Origin of the sequence: Haloglomus salinum (genome assembly GCF_024298825.1) — an archaeon.
Lineage (GTDB): Archaea > Halobacteriota > Halobacteria > Halobacteriales > Haloarculaceae > Haloglomus > Haloglomus salinum.
In genome coordinates, this window is the sequence record NZ_CP101153.1 from 3,219,126 (window position 1) to 3,236,111 (window position 16,986).

Annotated in this window: 17 protein-coding genes; 7 read left to right on the forward strand and 10 right to left on the reverse strand. The window is 66.2% G+C overall.

Annotated elements, in window-relative coordinates; all coding sequences use genetic code 11:
- Positions 1 to 98 precede the first annotated feature (98 nt).
- Positions 99 to 1,796 carry a DUF4382 domain-containing protein gene (locus tag NL115_RS15650; protein WP_254830270.1) on the reverse strand — a complete coding sequence of 566 codons (1,698 nt, stop codon included), beginning with the start codon at positions 1,794 to 1,796 and terminating at the stop codon, positions 99 to 101.
- Between the two features lie 168 nt (positions 1,797 to 1,964).
- The gene (locus tag NL115_RS15655; protein ID WP_254830271.1) at positions 1,965 to 3,164 is read right to left on the reverse strand and encodes a DUF4382 domain-containing protein; all 1,200 of its coding nucleotides are present in this window, start codon (positions 3,162 to 3,164) and stop codon (positions 1,965 to 1,967) included.
- Between the two features lie 174 nt (positions 3,165 to 3,338).
- Here NL115_RS15655 and rnz point away from each other — a divergent pair, with 174 nt between their 5' ends.
- Both rnz and NL115_RS15665 read left to right on the forward strand, forming a co-directional pair.
- The gene (rnz, locus tag NL115_RS15660; protein WP_254830272.1) at positions 3,339 to 4,265 is read left to right on the forward strand and encodes a ribonuclease Z; all 927 of its coding nucleotides are present in this window, start codon (positions 3,339 to 3,341) and stop codon (positions 4,263 to 4,265) included.
- A 60-nt stretch (positions 4,266 to 4,325) separates the two neighbouring features.
- Positions 4,326 to 4,745 carry an HIT family protein gene (locus tag NL115_RS15665; protein ID WP_254830273.1) on the forward strand — a complete coding sequence of 140 codons (420 nt, stop codon included), beginning with the start codon at positions 4,326 to 4,328 and terminating at the stop codon, positions 4,743 to 4,745.
- Between the two features lies 1 nt (position 4,746).
- Here the strand turns inward: NL115_RS15665 and NL115_RS15670 are convergent, their stop codons facing one another.
- Both NL115_RS15670 and NL115_RS15675 read right to left on the reverse strand, forming a co-directional pair.
- On the reverse strand, positions 4,747 to 4,953 hold the full coding sequence (locus tag NL115_RS15670) for a helix-turn-helix transcriptional regulator (RefSeq protein WP_254821836.1): 207 nt from the start codon (positions 4,951 to 4,953) through the stop codon (positions 4,747 to 4,749).
- Complete coding sequence (locus tag NL115_RS15675) at positions 4,953 to 5,357, reverse strand: DUF2178 domain-containing protein (protein WP_254821837.1); 405 nt, start codon at positions 5,355 to 5,357, stop codon at positions 4,953 to 4,955. The genes NL115_RS15670 and NL115_RS15675 overlap by 1 nt, the downstream gene beginning before the upstream one ends.
- Before the next feature lie 122 nt (positions 5,358 to 5,479).
- On the opposite strand from NL115_RS15675, the gene NL115_RS15680 reads away from it, so the two are divergent.
- Positions 5,480 to 7,465, forward strand: a complete 1,986-nt coding sequence (locus tag NL115_RS15680) for a DUF460 domain-containing protein (RefSeq protein ID WP_254830274.1) — start codon at positions 5,480 to 5,482, stop codon at positions 7,463 to 7,465.
- Positions 7,466 to 7,476: 11 nt separating this feature from the next.
- Here the strand turns inward: NL115_RS15680 and NL115_RS15685 are convergent, their stop codons facing one another.
- On the reverse strand, positions 7,477 to 8,406 hold the full coding sequence (locus tag NL115_RS15685) for a hypothetical protein (RefSeq protein WP_254830275.1): 930 nt from the start codon (positions 8,404 to 8,406) through the stop codon (positions 7,477 to 7,479).
- Positions 8,407 to 8,469: 63 nt separating this feature from the next.
- Between NL115_RS15685 and NL115_RS15690 the strand changes: the two genes are divergently transcribed.
- Positions 8,470 to 9,405, forward strand: coding sequence for a hypothetical protein (locus NL115_RS15690; RefSeq protein WP_254830276.1), 936 nt, complete (start codon positions 8,470 to 8,472; stop codon positions 9,403 to 9,405).
- A gap of 221 nt (positions 9,406 to 9,626) precedes the next feature.
- Here the strand turns inward: NL115_RS15690 and NL115_RS15695 are convergent, their stop codons facing one another.
- Complete coding sequence (locus tag NL115_RS15695; RefSeq protein WP_254830277.1) at positions 9,627 to 9,830, reverse strand: DUF7470 family protein; 204 nt, start codon at positions 9,828 to 9,830, stop codon at positions 9,627 to 9,629.
- Positions 9,831 to 10,051: 221 nt separating this feature from the next.
- Between NL115_RS15695 and NL115_RS15700 the strand changes: the two genes are divergently transcribed.
- Together NL115_RS15700 and NL115_RS15705 are read left to right on the forward strand one after the other, a co-directional pair.
- Entirely contained in the window at positions 10,052 to 10,918 is an 867-nt protein-coding gene (locus tag NL115_RS15700) for an alpha/beta fold hydrolase (RefSeq protein WP_254830278.1), read from the forward strand.
- 70 nt (positions 10,919 to 10,988) lie between these two features.
- Positions 10,989 to 11,513 (forward strand): Lrp/AsnC family transcriptional regulator, encoded by a 525-nt coding sequence (locus NL115_RS15705; protein ID WP_254821841.1) that lies wholly within the window; start codon positions 10,989 to 10,991, stop codon positions 11,511 to 11,513.
- Between the two features lie 24 nt (positions 11,514 to 11,537).
- Here NL115_RS15705 and NL115_RS15710 read toward each other — a convergent pair whose 3' ends face one another.
- Genes NL115_RS15710 through eif1A form a run of 3 tightly spaced genes read right to left on the reverse strand, consistent with a single transcriptional unit; the run spans position 11,538 to position 13,299 of the window.
- The gene (locus NL115_RS15710) at positions 11,538 to 12,065 is read right to left on the reverse strand and encodes a GNAT family N-acetyltransferase (RefSeq protein WP_254830279.1); all 528 of its coding nucleotides are present in this window, start codon (positions 12,063 to 12,065) and stop codon (positions 11,538 to 11,540) included.
- A complete protein-coding gene (gene rio1, locus NL115_RS15715; RefSeq protein WP_254830280.1) occupies positions 12,062 to 13,009 on the reverse strand; it encodes a serine/threonine-protein kinase Rio1 in 948 nt (315 codons plus the stop codon). The genes NL115_RS15710 and rio1 overlap by 4 nt, the downstream gene beginning before the upstream one ends.
- On the reverse strand, positions 13,009 to 13,299 hold the full coding sequence (gene eif1A, locus NL115_RS15720; RefSeq protein WP_254830281.1) for a translation initiation factor eIF-1A: 291 nt from the start codon (positions 13,297 to 13,299) through the stop codon (positions 13,009 to 13,011). Before eif1A ends, rio1 begins: the two co-directional genes overlap by 1 nt.
- A gap of 197 nt (positions 13,300 to 13,496) precedes the next feature.
- Here eif1A and NL115_RS15725 point away from each other — a divergent pair, with 197 nt between their 5' ends.
- On the forward strand, positions 13,497 to 14,564 hold the full coding sequence (locus tag NL115_RS15725) for a zinc-dependent alcohol dehydrogenase family protein (protein WP_254830282.1): 1,068 nt from the start codon (positions 13,497 to 13,499) through the stop codon (positions 14,562 to 14,564).
- 237 nt (positions 14,565 to 14,801) lie between these two features.
- On the opposite strand, the gene NL115_RS15730 is transcribed toward NL115_RS15725, so the two are convergent.
- A complete protein-coding gene (locus NL115_RS15730; RefSeq protein ID WP_254830283.1) occupies positions 14,802 to 16,850 on the reverse strand; it encodes a DUF6517 family protein in 2,049 nt (682 codons plus the stop codon).
- Between the last annotated feature and the right edge of the window lie 136 nt (positions 16,851 to 16,986).

Genomic DNA, 16,986 nt, shown 5'->3' on the forward strand with positions numbered 1-16,986 from the left:
GGATGTTTCTGCAGAATAGTTCGATTCCGATTCGAATAGTGCCTGCTCGGCTGTCGTTGACGGAATAATGGAAAAATCAGCACCGCGAGCGTCAGTCGTTAGCTACTCGCGGTCTCGGTCGGTGTGGCGGTCTCCGTGCTCTGGCTACCCGAGTCGTCACCGGAGCCGCCGTCGGACCCGGCGTCAGCGGAGCCGGACTGCTGTTCGCTCTCGGTGCTCGTCTCGGTCGCCTCCTCGTCCGATTCGAGCGTCTCCTCGAGCGTGACCGTCTCGTTCTCGTAGGTCACCTCGACCTCGACCTCCTCGGCGTCGCTCGGCACCGCGAACGTCGCGTTGCCGTCCACGTCGGTCAGGTACTCCGTGTCGTTGTAGGTGACCGTCGCGTTCTCGATGGCGGTCCCGTTCTGGGAGACGTACACCGTCGCGTTCTCGCCGGCCGTGACGTTGCCGACGAAGGTCGCGTTGAACGCGGCCGTCTCGCTCTCCGCGTCGTCCTGCTGGGGCGCGCCCTGCTCGCCCTGTTCGGACTCGTCGTCCTCGTCCTCGGCTTCGTCCTCTCCGCCGACCTTCTCGATGGGGACGTCGGTGCCGGACTCGCTGGCGACCGGCTTGATGTTGTAGGAGCCGGAGTTGCCCCGCTTGACGACCGTGATGTCGTAGACGAAGTCGACCTCGCTGTCGGCGGTGACCTCGAAGTTCTCGTTCAGCTGGAGCTTCGAGGACGGGAGCTTCACGTCGGTGGTGCTACCGTCGGTGAGCGTCCCATTGACTTCGTTGATGCTGATGAAGACCTTCGTGTAGTTGCCCGCGGGCACGTCGAAGGTGTCCAGGATGGTCGCGTTCTCGCCCTGGAGCTTCGTCAGGTCGACCGTCTCGTTGTCGACCTCGTACGTCGCGTTCGTGCCGTTGGCTGCCGGGCCACGGAGCGACACCTGGTCCACCGTGACGTTCAGGTACCGGAAGTCGTCGATGGCGTTCTGCTGGTCACTGACGTAGAAGTTCATCTGGCCCTGGTCGGCCTGCGCGTCGGTCTCGTTGCCGTCGTCGGTGGCCGTCGGGGTCGGGGTGTCCGTCTCGTCCTCGGCGTCGGCATCCTCGTCGTCAGCGTCCTCGGACTCGCCGTCCTCGCCGACCTTCTTGATGGGGACGTCCGTCCCGGACTCGCTGGCGACCGGCTTAATGTTGTAGGAGCCGGAGTTGCCGCGCTTGACGACGTTGATGTCGTAGACGAAGTCCACGGACTCGTTGTTGCCGACCGTGAACTGCTGGTTGATGCGGAGCTTCGAGGACGGGAGCTTCACGTCGGCGCTGCTGCCGTCCGTGAGGGTCCCGTTGATGTCGCTCACGCTGATGCGGACCTGCGTGTAGGTCCCGTTCTCGACCTCGAACTCCTGCAGGAGCGTGGCGTTCGCGCCCTTCAGCTCGGTCAGGTCGACCGTGCGGTCGTCGACCTCGAAGGTCTGCCACGCGGACTCACCGTCGTCCTCGGAGTCCATCTCCTCGTCCTCGGTCTCCGTGGTGTTCGTGTCAGTGGTGTTGGTCTCGGTGGCAGCTTCCGCGTCCGACTCGTTCCCGTCGGCCTTCTGGAAGGCCACCTCGTCGATAGTGACGTTCAGGTGCTCGAAGTCCTCGATGGCACCCGGCTGGTCACTGATGTAGAAGTTGATGGTTCCGACCGCGTCGCCCGATGTGCCGTCACTCGGCTCGCCGCTCTCGCCCGGACCGCCGCCGCCGAACGAACACCCGGCGGTGACGAGCATGAGCGCTACGAGCACTGTCGCGAACTGCTGTCTCATTATGTATCCAGCTATACACGAATGGGCTCGCACATAGAAGGCTTATGGCCGATTCCGACGAATGTGGGCGCTACAGGCCCGCTATCGTCACTATTTGCCGAAGAAGGCGTGATGTGCCATCGTTCCACGCAACCGCCCGGCGGCGGCCTGCGTCGGTGCGCCGCGAGGTCAGCCCTCGGCGCTCGCGTCGCCCTCGGCCGCGCCGTCGGCCTGGCCGTCCTCGTCCGTGGCCGCGTCGTCGTCGCTATCATCGTCGTCGCTATCGTCGCTGTCCTCGCTCTCCGCGTCCTGCTCGCTCTCGGCGCTCACCTCACCGTCTACCTCGACCTCGCCCTCGGCCTCGGCTTCGTCCTCATCTGCTTCGTCGTCGGCGTCTGTCTCGGCCTCGGCTTCTGCTTCACCCTCGGCCTCGTCCTCGTCGTCGGCCGCGGGGAACTTCCGCGTCAGTTCGACCTCGCCGTCCGCGTACTCGACCTCGACCTCGACCTCCTCGGCGTCTGCGGGGACGTCGAACATGACCGTGCCGTCACCGGCCGTGGTGTACTCCTGGTCGTTGATCTCGACAGTCGCGCCGGCGACCGCCTGGCCCTTCTGTGTCACCTTCACCGTCGAGGCCCCGCCACGGTCGACGCTACCGACGAACCGGGCGCTGACGCCGGACTCGTCGTCACGCTCGACCTCCTTGATGGGGACGTCCGTCCCGGACTCGCTCACGACCGGCGTCAGGACGTACTTGCCCGACTTGCCGGCCTTCACGACCGTCGCGTCGAAGACGAAGTCCAGCGACTCGTTCTGGCCGACGGTGAACTCCTTCTCGACCTGCAGTTTGCCCGACGGGAGCTTCACCCGCGTGGAGTTCCCATCCTTCAGCGTCCCGTTCACGTCGCTCACGTACAGGAAGACCTTGTCGTAGGTCCCGTTCTCGAGGCGCTGCTGGCCGACGACGGTCGCGTTCTCGCCCTGCAGCTCGGTCAGGTCGACCGTCGTGTCGTTGATGTCGTAGGTCTCCCAGCCCTCCTCGGACTCGGGGCCCTCGCCGTCGGACTCGGCCTCGACTTCCGCGTCAGCCTCGCCCTCCGCCTCGGCGTCAGCTTCGGTCTCGTTCTCGGCCGCATCGTCGGCGTCGACCGTGTCGCCGGACGCGTTCGCGCGGTGGTAGGCCACCTTGTCGACGGTGACGTTGAGGTGTTCGAAGTCACCCATCGCGCCGGGCTGGTCACTCACGTACAGCGTGACCGTTCCGGAGTCGTCGGACATCGCGGCGTCGCTGGCACCGCCACCAGCACCGCCGGGGACACCACCCGTACAGCCCGCGAGCACCAGCATCGACGCCGCGACGAGCGCGGCGACCGCGTCTGTTCTGAACATCGTATCCCCTCGTACTGGATTCGACCCCATAAGCGAGTGATGCCGTTCGAACCGTTCCCGTCCCCGCCCCGTCTTGCGATTGAACGTCCTAAACGGAGTGAACGTCTCGTCGGCTGGGCGGTCCGGGCCGGCCATCCGACACGGGTTTCACGCGGCGCCCCCGACCCAGGTGGTATGTCTCTTCACGTGACGTTCCTCGGCACCGGCGGGGCGGTTCCGTCGGTCCGGCGGAACACATCCGCGCTGCTGGTCCGCCGCGAGGGCGAGCGACTCCTGTTCGACTGCGGCGAGGGCACCCAGCGGCAGATGATGCGCTTCGGGACCGGCTTCGACGTCTCGCATCTCTTCGTCACCCACACGCACGGGGACCACACGCTCGGCATCCCCGGGCTCCTCCAGACGTGGGACTTCAACGACCGCGAGGACGGCCTCGCCATCCACGTCCCGAACGGCGAGCGCCGGACGATGCGGAACCTGCTGGACGGCACCGGCACGAATCCGGGGTTCCCGGTCCGCATCAACGAGGTGGGCCCGGGCGACGCCGCGCTCGCCCGCGACGAGTACGAGGTCCGCGCGTTCGCGACCGAGCACCGGACCCGGTCGGTCGGCTACGCTATCGTCGAGGACGACCGGAAGGGCCGGTTCGACCGCGAGCGGGCCGAGGAACTCGGTGTTCCGGTCGGCCCGAAGTTCTCGACGCTCCACGACGGCGACCCCGTCGAACTCGACGACGGGACCGTTGTCACGCCGGAGCAGGTCGTCGGCGAGCCCCGCCCCGGCCGCACCGTCGTCTACACCGGCGACACCCGGCCGACCGACGCGACCGAACGCATCGCCGCGGACGCCGACCTCCTGGTCCACGACGCCACGTTCGCCGAGGCCGACGCCGACCGCGCCCCGCAGACGGGTCACTCGACGGCGACCGAGGCCGCCGCGCTCGCCGGCCACGCCGACGCGAAGCGACTCGCGCTCGTCCACATCTCCTCGCGATACGCGGGTCGGTCGGAGCTGCTGGCCGAGGAGGCCCGCGCGGGCTTCGACGGCGAGGTCCTGCTCCCCGACGACGGCGACGAACTCGAGGTCCCCTACCCCGATAGCTGAGTCACCGAACCGTCGGCTGTCGCCCCGAGGCTCTTGTATGCGCGCGCGGAACGCCCATCCATGGCCGAGGACTACGAGTGCCCCTTCTGCAGTATCGTCGGAGGTGAGGCCGGGGCGAGCGTCGTCGCAGAGACCGACGAGACACTGGCGTTCGCGGACCTGAACCCGGCGACCGAGGGCCACACGCTCGTGATTCCGAAACGACACGCCGCCGGGCTCGCGGACCTCGACCCGTCGGTCGGCAGCCGGCTGTTCGAGGAGGGGATGGCCGTCGCGGCCGCGGCGCGCGAGACGTTCGCCCCCGACGGCATCAACTTCTTCCTCGCCGACGGCGAGGCCGCCGGACAGGAAGTGTTCCACGTCCACCTCCACGTCGTCCCGCGCTACGAGGGCGACAAGGTGCGGTTCGTGGCCGAGCAGTCGCGGGCAGATCGCGAGGCGCTGGACGCCGTGGCCGAGCAGCTGCGAGAGCGGCTGTAGGTCAGCCCTCGCCGTCGTCCTCGAGCTGGAACAGGTCCTCGACGGCGCAGTCGAAGTGTGCCGCCAGTTTCAGTGCCAGCTCCAGTGAGGGGTCGTATCGGCCGCGTTCGACCGCGTTGATTGTCTGCCGGGTGACCCCGACAGCCTCGCCGAGGGCGCCCTGGCTCAGCCCCTCGCGTTCGCGGTACTCCCGGAGGTTCGACTCCATCATCGGCGGCGGGAGCGGGCCAGGAGCACGAAGACGCCCCAGACGGCGAACAGTCCGGCCACGAAGTAGCCCGCGTAGTAGAACCACTCCGGCCAGGTCACGTAGCCCAGCGCCCGGGCGGCGACCATCGTCGGGAAGACGACGGCCGAGGCCATCCCGACGGCGGCCATCGTGTGGCGGCCGGCCTCGTCGAAGACGGCGCGGTCGCGCTCGTCGAAGGTGGGCTGGTCGCTCTCGTGACCCAGCGCGACCGCGACGACCGCGCCGGCGACGAAGGCACCGACGCCGACCAGCGGGTAGCCGGCGACGATGAGGGCGGCGTACAGCGCGCTGCCGACGGCCCAGGAGGCCGCGTACAGCGAGCGAGTCGATACGGTGGGGCTCGGGAGGGCGGTATCCGTCATGGTGTCAAGCACCCTTTACACTGTAACGTGTGCTTTACATCCACTTCAACATTTCGCCCCCACGGCACTCGCTCCTGCCCCCGGGCACGGGATTTATTCCCGCTCGTCGCCGATAGCCTGGTGTGAGTACCCGAACGAGTGCCCTCGACGCGGTCGTGTTCGGGGTGGATATCCAGAGCGGCGACGTCCGCGGTGACTCCCCCTCCTACGCCGTGGTGGCCTTCGACGGCGAGAACGTCGACCGGGACGTGGTCTCCTACCGGAAGCTGACCCGGCTCATCCAGCGCGAGGAGCCCGCCATCGTCGCGACCGACAACACGTACGAGCTCGCGACGGACAAGGACGACCTCGTGCGGTTCCTGCGCGAGCTCCCGTCCGGAACGACGCTCGTGCAGGTGACGGGCGCCGAGGAACCCGAGCCCCTCTCTCGCGTCGCCCGCCGCCACGGCGTCCCGTACGGCAAGAAGCCGATGAAGGAAGCCGAGGCCGCCGCCCGGCTCGCCGCCCGGAACGTGGGCCAGGAGGTGTCGGCGTTCGCCGACCGGACGACCGTGAAGGTCGCGCGGGGCCGCTCGACCGGCGGCGGCGGGGGCTGGTCCGAGGACCGCTTCACCCGTCGCATCCACGGGAGCGTGAAGACGAAGGCTCGCGACGTGGAGCGAAAGCTCGACGAGGCCGGACTGGAGTACGAGCAGGAGGTCACGGAGAAGTACGGCGGCTACTCGCAGGCGCTGTTCCACGTCGAGGCGACCCCCGCCGAGTTGCCGGTCTCGCGCGAGCGCGCCGGCGACACTCGCATCGAGATCGACCGCGAGCGCAAGGACGGCATCGAGTACGCGCCGCTCGTCCAGCGCCGCGACCACGTCCTCGTCGGTATCGACCCCGGGACGACGACAGCCGTCGCCATCGTCGGGCTGGACGGCGAGGTACTGGAGACGCTCTCGACCCGCACCGCGGACACCGCGGCGGTCATCGAGTGGATCATCGAGCGCGGCCGGCCCATCCTGGTCGCCGCGGATGTCGAGCCGATGCCCGAGACGGTCGAGAAGATACGGCGCTCGTTCGACGCCGCCGGCTGGGTGCCCGAGACGGACCTCCCGGTCGACACCAAGCAGCACCGGACCCGGGAGGTGAGCTACGAGAACGACCACGAGCGCGACGCGATGGCCGCCGCCCTCCACGCGTTCGACGACCACGAGGACCAGTTCCAGCGCATCGCTCGGAAGGTCCCGGCGGGGTTCAACCGCGGCGAGGTGACCGCGCGCGTCGTGGCGGGCGAGGAGTCCGTCGAGGCCGTGCTCGCTGACCTGCGCGACGACCCCGACGAGGAGGCGGAGGAGTCGAGCCACGAGCCCCGCGAACTGACCGCCGAGGAGAAGGAGATCAAGCGACTGGAGGCCCGCGTCCAGCGCCTCGAGGACCACGTCGAGGAGCTTCGCGATACCGTCCAGCAGAAGGACGAGCGCATCGCGGAGTACGAGGACGAACTCAGCGAGGCCCGCCGCGAGGAGCGCCAGGAGGCCCGCGAGCGCCGCGAGGTCGCCCGCCTCGAGCGCGAGACAGACCGCCTCGAACGCGAACTCACCGAGGAACGCGAGACCGTGGCGGAACTGGAGGACAAACTGGAGCGGCTGAAGGCGCTCTGGCGGCTCGACCACTCGGATTTCGCCGACGTGGCCGACGAGCAGGCCGGACTCGTCCCGGTCAAGCCCGTCGACCAGTTCACCACGACCGCCATCGAGGACGCCCAGGAGTCCTACGGCCTCGCCCCCGACGACGTGGTCCTCCTGCGTGACGCCTCCGGCGCGGGCCGCCGGACGGCGGAACTCCTCGCTGAGACCGAACCCCGGGTCGTCCTCCGGGACGGCAACCTCTCGGAACAGGCCGACGAGGTGCTGTTCGGGCACGGCATCCCTGAGGGCCCGGCCGACGACGTGACGGTCCAGGAGGTGGACGAACTGGCGGTCGCCCGCGAGCGCGAGGTCGAGGCCGTCATCGAGGACTGGGAGGCCCGTGCCGAGGACCGCCGGCGCGATCGGAACGCCGAGATGGTCGACCAGATCATCAGCGAGCACCGCGCGGACCGGCCCTCCGGCGAGAGCGACTGAGTCGGCGGTGTCTATCGCTCCGTTTCCGTCGTGGATTCGCGGAACTGTGATTTCACGCTAAAGGTTTCTTCATCGTGACCGAACGTCGTCTCTACTCCATCGTAGAACGTTGTTGATCCATAAGTGGGTGCGAGGACACGAACCTCGTCGACGTCCGGCTCGAACTGTGCCATCGCCTCACGGAGCGGCCAGTCCCGCAGCAACTGCTCGGTTATGGCGCGTTCCTCAGGCTCTCCGTCGGTCCGTCTGACGATTAACTCACTCTCTCGTCCGCCGTCTTCATTCGGGTACCGATCCGCGATGACCGTGACTGTGGAACCTTCGCGTCGGGTACCGGTGACCAGTTCCGACGGCCGCACTGAGACTTGCTCACCCCGGAGCTCCACCCGTGTTGCGGCGACAGTCTCGGTACCCGTGTCGCGCCATGCACCATCGATACTGAATGCGTAACTTCCGCCCCCGAGACCCCGGAAACGCAGTTGGCTCTCCCCATAATCGTCTATAGGGACGGGGGTGAGGTCTGTATTGCGTATCTGGGCAACCCATTCGTGCTCCCCATCTCCCGGGAGACTCTGCAGCAGCCCCGACCCACTCTGGGGCGAGACGTACCACCATCTACCGTCTTCCCATCGATGTAGTCGAAGATGAGAGAAATTCGTCTCGAACGCGGCACTACGATTGTTGTGGAGCGTAAGTCCGACACTGCCTTTCGGGAGCTCTACTGATTCAGATTTCGCTTCCAGATATATCGGAGCACTTTCTTTCAGCACATCTTCCGACTTTACTACCTCCCCTGCATCGTAATCGGGATACGACGAGTTCGGAGGATTGTCGCCTCTCGTCCCACCATTCTCCGGCATCCCAGTCGAATCAGAAACGCACCCAGAAACCGGTACTACCCCTAGGGTGCCAAGGAGGGTGATGTAGCCTCGACGGTTCATACCCTCACGAGATTGAGTAACCAAAAAAAAAAAAAACTTATGCACTAAATAATATATTGGTCTATGGTTGATTCAATCAACCGGAGAAAAATTTTAAAGAGTGGTGCAGCCGCTGCCACCGCTCTCAGCAACGTCGGTGTAGTAACAGCGTCATCAAACGACACGCTTGAGTTGCCGATAGACGTCGTTTACGAGGGGACGCATGTCGTAGATAAGAAGTGGTACAAACTGACCCAGGCTGCCGACCGGGTACACGAAAATTCAAATTTCCTACGACATGACGGGATCCACGGACAGTGGGTTCGGCCTGGCGGCTCGGAGGAAGGTGGGCATCCCCGACTTGAAGTGGAGGTAGAGCCGAACAATGAAAAAGCAAAGCGGAAAATTCCGGACGAGAGAGACGGTGTTCCAGTCGACACTGTAGAACGGCCCAAAGGAATCAATCGGGGGGCTTGTGCTAGCATCGCCGGAAAGAATTACGGCACGAATCCCCCCGGTGGTGCACAGATTGCGAGGGATGGATCAGGTGGTGGCGGAACGATGACCCCACTTATGCTGGACAACAACTATCCATCACGAAGGTATGTAGGTACCTCCGCACACGTAGCGGAGGTCTGTGAGTACAGTTACGCACCGCAGCAGATGGATCATCCAACCGATGGATACGATGCAGTGGGAGACGCGTATCCATCGTACGCCGTGGACAAATTGGATTTCGTAGCGGTCCGTACTGATGGTGAAGGTATCGAGCCACGGCCGAAGGTCGTCGATCCCCAGAATCCGCTCGAATCAAGTAGTGACCAGTGGTACGATATCAACGGTACGTACACGAAGAGCGCTGTACAGGCCATTTGCAACGATACCGAACGTAACGGTGAGACTCCGGGATCCGTGCGAAAAGTAGGTCGCACAACGTGTACAACTCACGGTGACGCGAAGGGCTATGGAAAAAAAAGAACCAGAGTACAAGGACGAGGACGACGTCAGCTGCGCCAGTGAGTTTACCAAGCAGGTGCGGTGGGGTACTGGGAGCTCATTCGACGAGGGGGATAGCGGCTCACCGACGTTCGATAATTATCAGACGAGCTACTGGAAGGTGTTCGGCATGAACAATGGATGGGTATCCGGTGGCCTATTGAGCGAGGGATACACCTTCGGCCCCGCTGGCTACGCAATCTACTACGAGAGCGGGGAGCGGTTCTTCTTCGGTGGACAGTAGCTCAGAGCATCCCGCCCATCCCCATCTCCTCCAGCGCGGACTCGACGAGTCCGCGCGCGACCATCCCCATCCCGGCGACGACGAGCGCGATGCCCACCGCGGCGACCTTGTTCTCGCGGGCGACCACGAGCAGGCCCAGCACGAGCGCCACGACGCCCTTCTGTCCGACCTCACCGAGCGACTCCTTGGTTTCGTCGACGTCCATACCTGTCGGGATTCGCCCGTGTGTGATAAAGACACGGAAACCCCGACGCGCGGCGAGATATGCCGACACTCTCGCCGGTCGTCGGTCGATTACTCGTGAAATACCTCGACAAGTCGATAGTGTCCGGTTCCGAAGATCTGTTTCGGACCAAACGTCGCAACGGCGGTCGGCAGGCAACTGCCGCCGGTGGATTCACGGCCCCGGCGCTCGCGTCCGGTGATATGCAGGACGTCGAGCCGATGGACCACGAGCAGTGGAGCGCTGAACAGGAGGAGACCACCGTGAGCGTCGACGGCCACTCGGTCAAGATGGCCTACCGCGACGCGGGCCCGACCGACCGAGACGAGCCCCGGGACACGCTCGTGTTCGTCCACGGCGTGCCGACGTGGAGCTACCTCTGGCGCCGCGTCGCACCCGCCTTCGAGGACGCGTACCGCGTCATCGTCCCGGACATGGTCGGCTACGGCAACTCCTCGTTCCGCGAGGGGTTCGATCGTTCCATCCGTGCCCAGGAGCAGGCGCTGGACGGCCTGCTGGACCACCTCGGCATCGAGCTGTTCAGCTTCGTCGCGCACGATATCGGGGGTGGGGCGGCGCTGCGGTTCGCCGCCCACCAGCCCGAACGGGTCGACCGCTTCGTCGCCTCCAACCTCGTCTGCTACGACTCCTGGCCCGTCGAGTTCATCGTGAACCTCGGGCTCCCGCGGACCGAGGAGATGGACCGCGAGGAGTTCGTCGGGCAACTGGACTTCGCGTTCGCCGAGGGTGCGGCCGCCGACGAACCGGACGAGGCGTTCGTCGAAGGGATGCAGGCACCCTGGCTCGGTGAGAACGGTCAGCGTGCCATCGCCCGGGCGGCGGTTGCGACGAACACGAATCACACCACGGAGATCGACTACGGCGACATCGAGGCCCAGTTGCTCTGTCTGTGGGCCGAGGACGACGTGATGCAGCCCATCGAGTACGGCGAGCGACTCGCCGACGACGTTGGTGGTGAGGTCGTCCGGCTGTCCGGCGCGTACCACTGGGTGCCCGAGGACGTGGGGGCCGAGTACCGCGAGGAACTGGGCGAGTTCCTCGGCGCCTGAGCACGGCCGGAAGCCGGCGAGGTGGTGGGTGTCCGAAAAAGGCACGTACCCACCCCGTGACGACCGGGGTATGAGCAACGACGCGCCCGACTGGGAGTTCAAGCCGCGGGACGTCTACGTCCTCCGCGAGCTGTCGCGGGACCCACAGCTCTCCTCGCGTGACCTGGCCCGCATCCTCGAGGAGAAGTACGACATCGATGTCTCGCACGTCACCGTCAGCGAATCCATCCGCGGGATGCGCGAGCACGGGGTCTTCCGCGAGGCCGTCATCCCCAACGAGGAGTACTTCATCTTCGGCCTGTTCGAGTTCAAACTCAACCCCGAGAACTTCGCCGAGGGCTGGCGCGACGCGATGGAGTACATCCGCGACTCGCCGAACACGCTCTTCTACTTCCTCTCGGACGGGGAGTACCAGTGGAAGTCCGTGATGATGTTCTCCTCGCGGCAGCACGAGTCACAGTGGATCCACGAGTTCTACAAGGAGCACGGCCCGGTCGTCGAGAACATCCGCAACTCCGTCATCCACAACGTCCTCAAGTTCCGGACGGACCCGGAGATTCTGGCGAGTATCGACGAGAAGAACCCGCGGGAGTAGCCCCGAGCGCCCTGGCGCGCCGGCTCACCCCGACAGCGGCTTCTCGAACTCGTACTCCGAGACGGTCTCGCCGCCGACCTCCGCCTCCACCTCGCGCACCCGCTCGAACCCCCGCGATTCGAGGAACGCCACGGCGACGGTGTTGCCGGCGAGCGCCGAGCAGACGAGCCGTTCGGCGCCGCGGTCGGCGGCCCACGACTCCAGTGCCTCCAGCAGCGCCGTCCCGGTGCCCTCGCCCCAGTGGTCTGGGTCGACGTACAGAGTGAACAGTTCGGTCTCGTCGGCCCACTCCCGGGCCGCGCTGGCGAACCCGATGACCGCATCGTCGTCGTTCTCGCCCTCCTCGTCCGTGACCGCGACGAGGAACCGGAACTCCTCCTCCTGAGCGGCTTCGGCGGCGACCTCCGCGAGGAACGCCTCGTCGTAGAGGTCGGCGAGCGCGGTCCGGACGGCATCGGCCGACAGCGCCGAGGCGCAGGCCGCCCACCAGGCGTCCGTGGCGACCGCCGCGATGGCGTCGGCGTCCTCGGGCGTGGCCTCCCGGAGCCTCACGGTCGGTCCTCCTCCTCGGCAGCGTCGGCCTCTGCGTCTCGTCCCGGCACGCTAGGGGCGTCCTCTGGTGCCGCCGCGTCGCTGTCGCGAGCGCGGGTGACGTACGCCAGCAGCTCGTCGGCGTCCGCGTCGGCGCCCGCGCGGGCGAAGAAGTCCGCGACGTTCCGGCAGTCCCGTTCGAGGAACTCCCGGTGATTGGGGTGGTGGACCGTCACCGCCTGTCCCAGGTCCAGCAGCGCGAGTTCCCCCTCGTGGACCACGATGTTGTACTCCGAGAGGTCGCCGTGGACGAGGCCGGCGTCGTACAGCCGGCGGGTGTACTCGCGGACCACCTCGTACGCGGTCTCGGGGTTCTCGACGTTCACCTCGTTGAGCCGGTGGGCGCGCTGGCCGTCGGTGCCCAGGAACTCCATCACCAGGACGTTGCGCTGGACCGCGATGGGTTCGGGCACCCGGACGCCGGCGGCGATGGCGCGCTTGAGGTTGGCGTACTCCTTCTTCGTCCACGCGGTGACGACCTTCTTCTTGTCCGAGCCGATGCCCTCGAAGCGCGGGTCGCCCTCAAGGTAGTCACGCATCGAGCGGAAGTCCGAGGCGTTGATGCGGTAGATCTTCACCGCGACCTCGGCGGAGGGGCCGGCCGCGAGGTAGACGTTGGCCTCCTTCCCGGTCGAGAGCGGCCCGCCGAACGCGTCGATGTGGCCGTCCTGGACCAGTTTGTACAGCGCGCCCAGCGTGGCGTCGTCGAACACCGACGCCTCGACCTTGAACTGGTCGGCGTCCTTGATGCGCTTGCGGAACTCCAGGAACTCGCGGTCCCGCTTGCGCGCGATACGGTCGGCCTCCGTGTCCGAGACGTCGAGTTCCTCCCACTCGTCGCCGAAGTCCTCGCCCTCACCCTCGCCCGGTTCGAGCAGGTCCACCTCGACGTCCTGGTCGGCCATCAGGCGGAGATGTGGCCCTCTTCACGGAGCTGGTCGGCGTCCTGCTTGTCGTAGCGCCACGTGATGTCGCCCTTCTCGTCCTGCCAGTCCCACGGCTCGACCAGCACCACGTCGTCCTCGCGGATCCAGATGCGCTTCTGCATCCGCCCCGGGATGCGCGCGGTACGCTCCTTGCCGTCCATACACCGGACCTTCACCCGGTTCGCACCGAGCATCTCCGTGACGACCGCGAACACCTCGTCGTCGTCCGGCATGCGGAGGTTCTTCCGGCCGCCGTCGTCCTCGCTCATACGCGGCGGTTCGGTGGCCCGAAGTTTAAGTGCAATGCATGATTCCGCGGAATCGGTCGACTGGCCCCCCCTGTCGTGGCCGTCGCTGAGCGCCCGTACCGCGGCGGCGACCTCGCCCCGTGCAGGCCCCGGTTTAACGGTGCCTGCGAACAATTGCCAATCCTTTATTGTGACGTACGCACTCTCCGCAGGACGCAATGAGAGCCGTAGTTTTCCAGGGACCGGAGGAGCCGATGCAGGTCGAAGAGGTCGACCGCCCGGACTGCCCTTCGGACGGGGTCGTCATCGAGACCGAAGCCTGCGGGGTGTGCCGCTCGGACTGGCACGCCTGGCAGGGCGACTGGTCGTGGATCGGGATGATGATGACGGAGGGTCTCATCTTCGGCCACGAGCCCGTCGGCGTGGTCGCCGAGGTCGGTGACGATGTCGAGAACTTCCGCGAGGGCGACCGGGTCACGAACCCGTTCAACCTCTCGGACGGGACGTGTGTCCACTGCAAGGAGGGCCATCAGAACCGCTGTGAACGCTCCATCCCGATGGGGTTCGTGAACTTCTCGTCGGGCGCGTTCGCCGAGGAGTACCCCGTCCGCGCGGCGGACACCAACCTCATCAAGCTCCCCGAGGGCGTCGATTCGGTCGACGTCGCGGGGCTGGGCTGTCGCTTCGCGACCGCCTTCCACGGCATCGCCCACCGCGTCGACGTCGACCCCGGCGATTGGGTCGCCGTCCACGGCTGTGGTGGCGTCGGCCTCTCCGCCGTCCACACGGCCAACGCGCTCGGTGCCAACGTCATCGGCGTCGACCTGAACGAGGCCGCCCTCGAGAAGGCCGAGGAACTCGGCGCGGACGAGACCATCAAGGTGGACGACGTCCAGGACGTGCCGCAGGCAGTCAAGAAGAAGACCCCCAAGTCGCGCGGCTGTGAGGTGTCCGTCGACGCGCTGGGTATCGCCCAGACCTGCCAGAACTCCGTCAACTCGCTCGGCAAGGGCGGCCAGCACCTCCAGATCGGCCTGACGACGAGCGAGGAGGGTGGCGAGGTCTCCCTGCCCGTCGACAACATCGTCACGGACGAGCGCGAGTTCATCGGCTCCTACGGGATGCCGCCCCACGAGTACGACGAGATATTCCGGATGATGGACAACGGCAAGATCGACCCCGGCGCCATCGTCTCCGAGACCATCTCCCTGTCCGAGGTCCCCGAGACCATCGCCTCGATGGGCGACTACGATACGGTCGGGATTCCGGTCTGCAACAAGTTCTAAACGCGAGCTGTTTTCCGGCTCGGGTTTGCTCGCGCGCCCTTCGCGCGCGCTGCACGAACCACTCGGCGCAAAAATCATTCAGAAAAAAGGCCGCTCTCCGCTCGCTTCGCTCACTCCGAGCGGTGAAACGCGCTCGCTTCGCTCGCGCGTACACAGTATCTGGACTCCGGTCGCGGGTCCACTTCGGAACGAGGTTCCGGGGTTCTCTGGCCAGACGAACCGGCGCCAGGGCGCCAGTCAGCCGGGGCCTTCCGTCGTCGACCCGGCGAACTGCGGGTGTTCCTGGTAGAAGTTCCCGTTGTACGTCACGCCCTGGGCGTACCGCTCGTGAGCGACCGAGTAGTCGTGGGCCTCCTTCCAGCTGATGTCGCCGTTGCCGTTCGCGTCGACGACCGACATGGGAACGTTCGTCCCGTTGGGGTAGGTCCCCGCGAGCGCGGCCACGAAGTGGTATCCGTAGGGGCCGACACCGTCGGAGCCGGTCGTGCTGTAGGTCACCTCGCCGTTCTTGCCGGCGGTGCCGATGGCGGTGACGACCGGGTCACTGGTCCCCTGGCGCTGCATGAGGTCGACGTTCGGCTGGTCGTTTCGGGCGTTCAGGAACTGGCCGCTGTAGCACTGCTTCATCATCACGTACCCCTCGTCGAGCCCCGCCTCGTTCACGCGCTCGAACATCGTCCGCAGTTCCACGGGCGTCAGCGACGACCCGTCACCGCTCAAGCCCAGCAGGCTCTTCCCCTCGGGGTCGGAGGTCTGGCCGTGGTTGTAGGTGAAGACCATGAGTTCGGTGTTCACTCCGCAATCCTCGACCCGGCTCTCGAGTGTGTCGAACGTGTCGTTGATCGCCGTCTCGCTCGCGTCGTCGTCTACGATAGTCCGCCCGTTGACCGAGGTCGCGTGGCCGGTCCCGGCGCCGTTGAAGTAGTGGACGAAGATCTGGTCGTCCGAGAGTCCGAAGGAACCGTTCATCGCCTTGTACGTGTACCTGACGTCGTTCCAGTACCGCTTGTGGTTGTTGGCCGAGTTGATGCCGCCGCTCATGATGACCGCGAACCGACACTCGCTCCGGTCGTACACGAGCTCCGGGAACCGCGCGGGGTCGATGCGATTGCGTACCTCGACGAAGCGGATGTAGTCGCTCGGGCCCAGGATATCGTACTCCTCGATCTGCAGTTCGACCTCGGGTGTCTCCTCGTTGTCGTCCTCGCTGGACGCGACCCGCCCGACCAGTTCGAAGCGGTAGCCCTCCGACCACTCGGCGCGCTCCGACGGCGGGACCTCCACCGTGTCGAGCGGCAGGGTGCCCTCGGCTGGGAGCGCCCGGTCCTGTGCGACGCGGCTGTAGTTCTCGACGAGCACACTGTTGTCGACCTCGCCCTGCGCGACGACGTTGTTGTGCAGCGTCCCCCGGACGCGGACCCGCTCGCCGGTCCACCGCTCGGGGTCCTCGTTCAGTTCCTCGATGGTCACGGTCGGAAGCTCCTCCGGGTCGTCAGGCGTGGGCGACGACTCGGTCGTGGACGTCGGGTACGCCGTTCCCGTAATCGTGGAGTTCGTCCCCTCGTGCTGGATGCAGCGGTAGAGCCGGTCCAGCCGGGACCGTTCGGCCGTGTTGGACTGCTCGTAGACGCTCCCCAGTACGACGTAATCGCCCCCGTGCTCGACGCGCACGACCTCGACGAACACGTCCACCGGGTCACCGTCCCGGGCCCCGGTCGCCGTGAAGCGTGTCCGGGTCGCCGTCGTCCCCAGCGTGGTCACCTCGTCGGTCCCTTCCTTCTGGAGGTCCTGCAGTGACCCGTACTCGTCGAGTCCCGAGTCGAGGTTCTCGACCATCTCCCGTGGCGACCAGTTCCGGACCGGGTTCACCGACTGCCCGGCTGCCTGCGCCTGCGGTGTCGTGAACACCGCGAACCCGCCCTTCGACTCGGTTCCCCCCTCGCCGTCCGGTCCCTCCCGGGCGTAGCTGTTCACGTAGTTCGAGAAGGAGACATTCCGGGATTGACCGCCGACCTCCAGGGTCCGCGAGACGTTCTCCCAGCGGGACAGTTCGCCCGTGTACCCCGTCGAGGAGAGTGCCTCGTCGCAGGCGCTGGCTGGCGAGGCGGTGAACGCGAGCGGCCCCGACAGCATCGAACACCCGCTCGACAGCACGACGAGTGCGAGCAGTATCGTGGCAGTGCGGCGGCGGACGGCTGGGCTCGCAGCCATACCCAGCCAGCCGTACATCCGCCGGCAGTTCCCCAGCACTCCGCTCCCCCGTACCCGCTCGGCGATCCGGACCATGTTGAGTGTGAGCTATGCACACGAAATAAAGTATTCTCAAAATATCGTCCTATTGATATACGGGTGAGACGGGCTCTGTGGCGTATGCTGTCGACGTGTGTTCGATAGACGGGAGCCGGTCGGGTTCCTCGGTGCC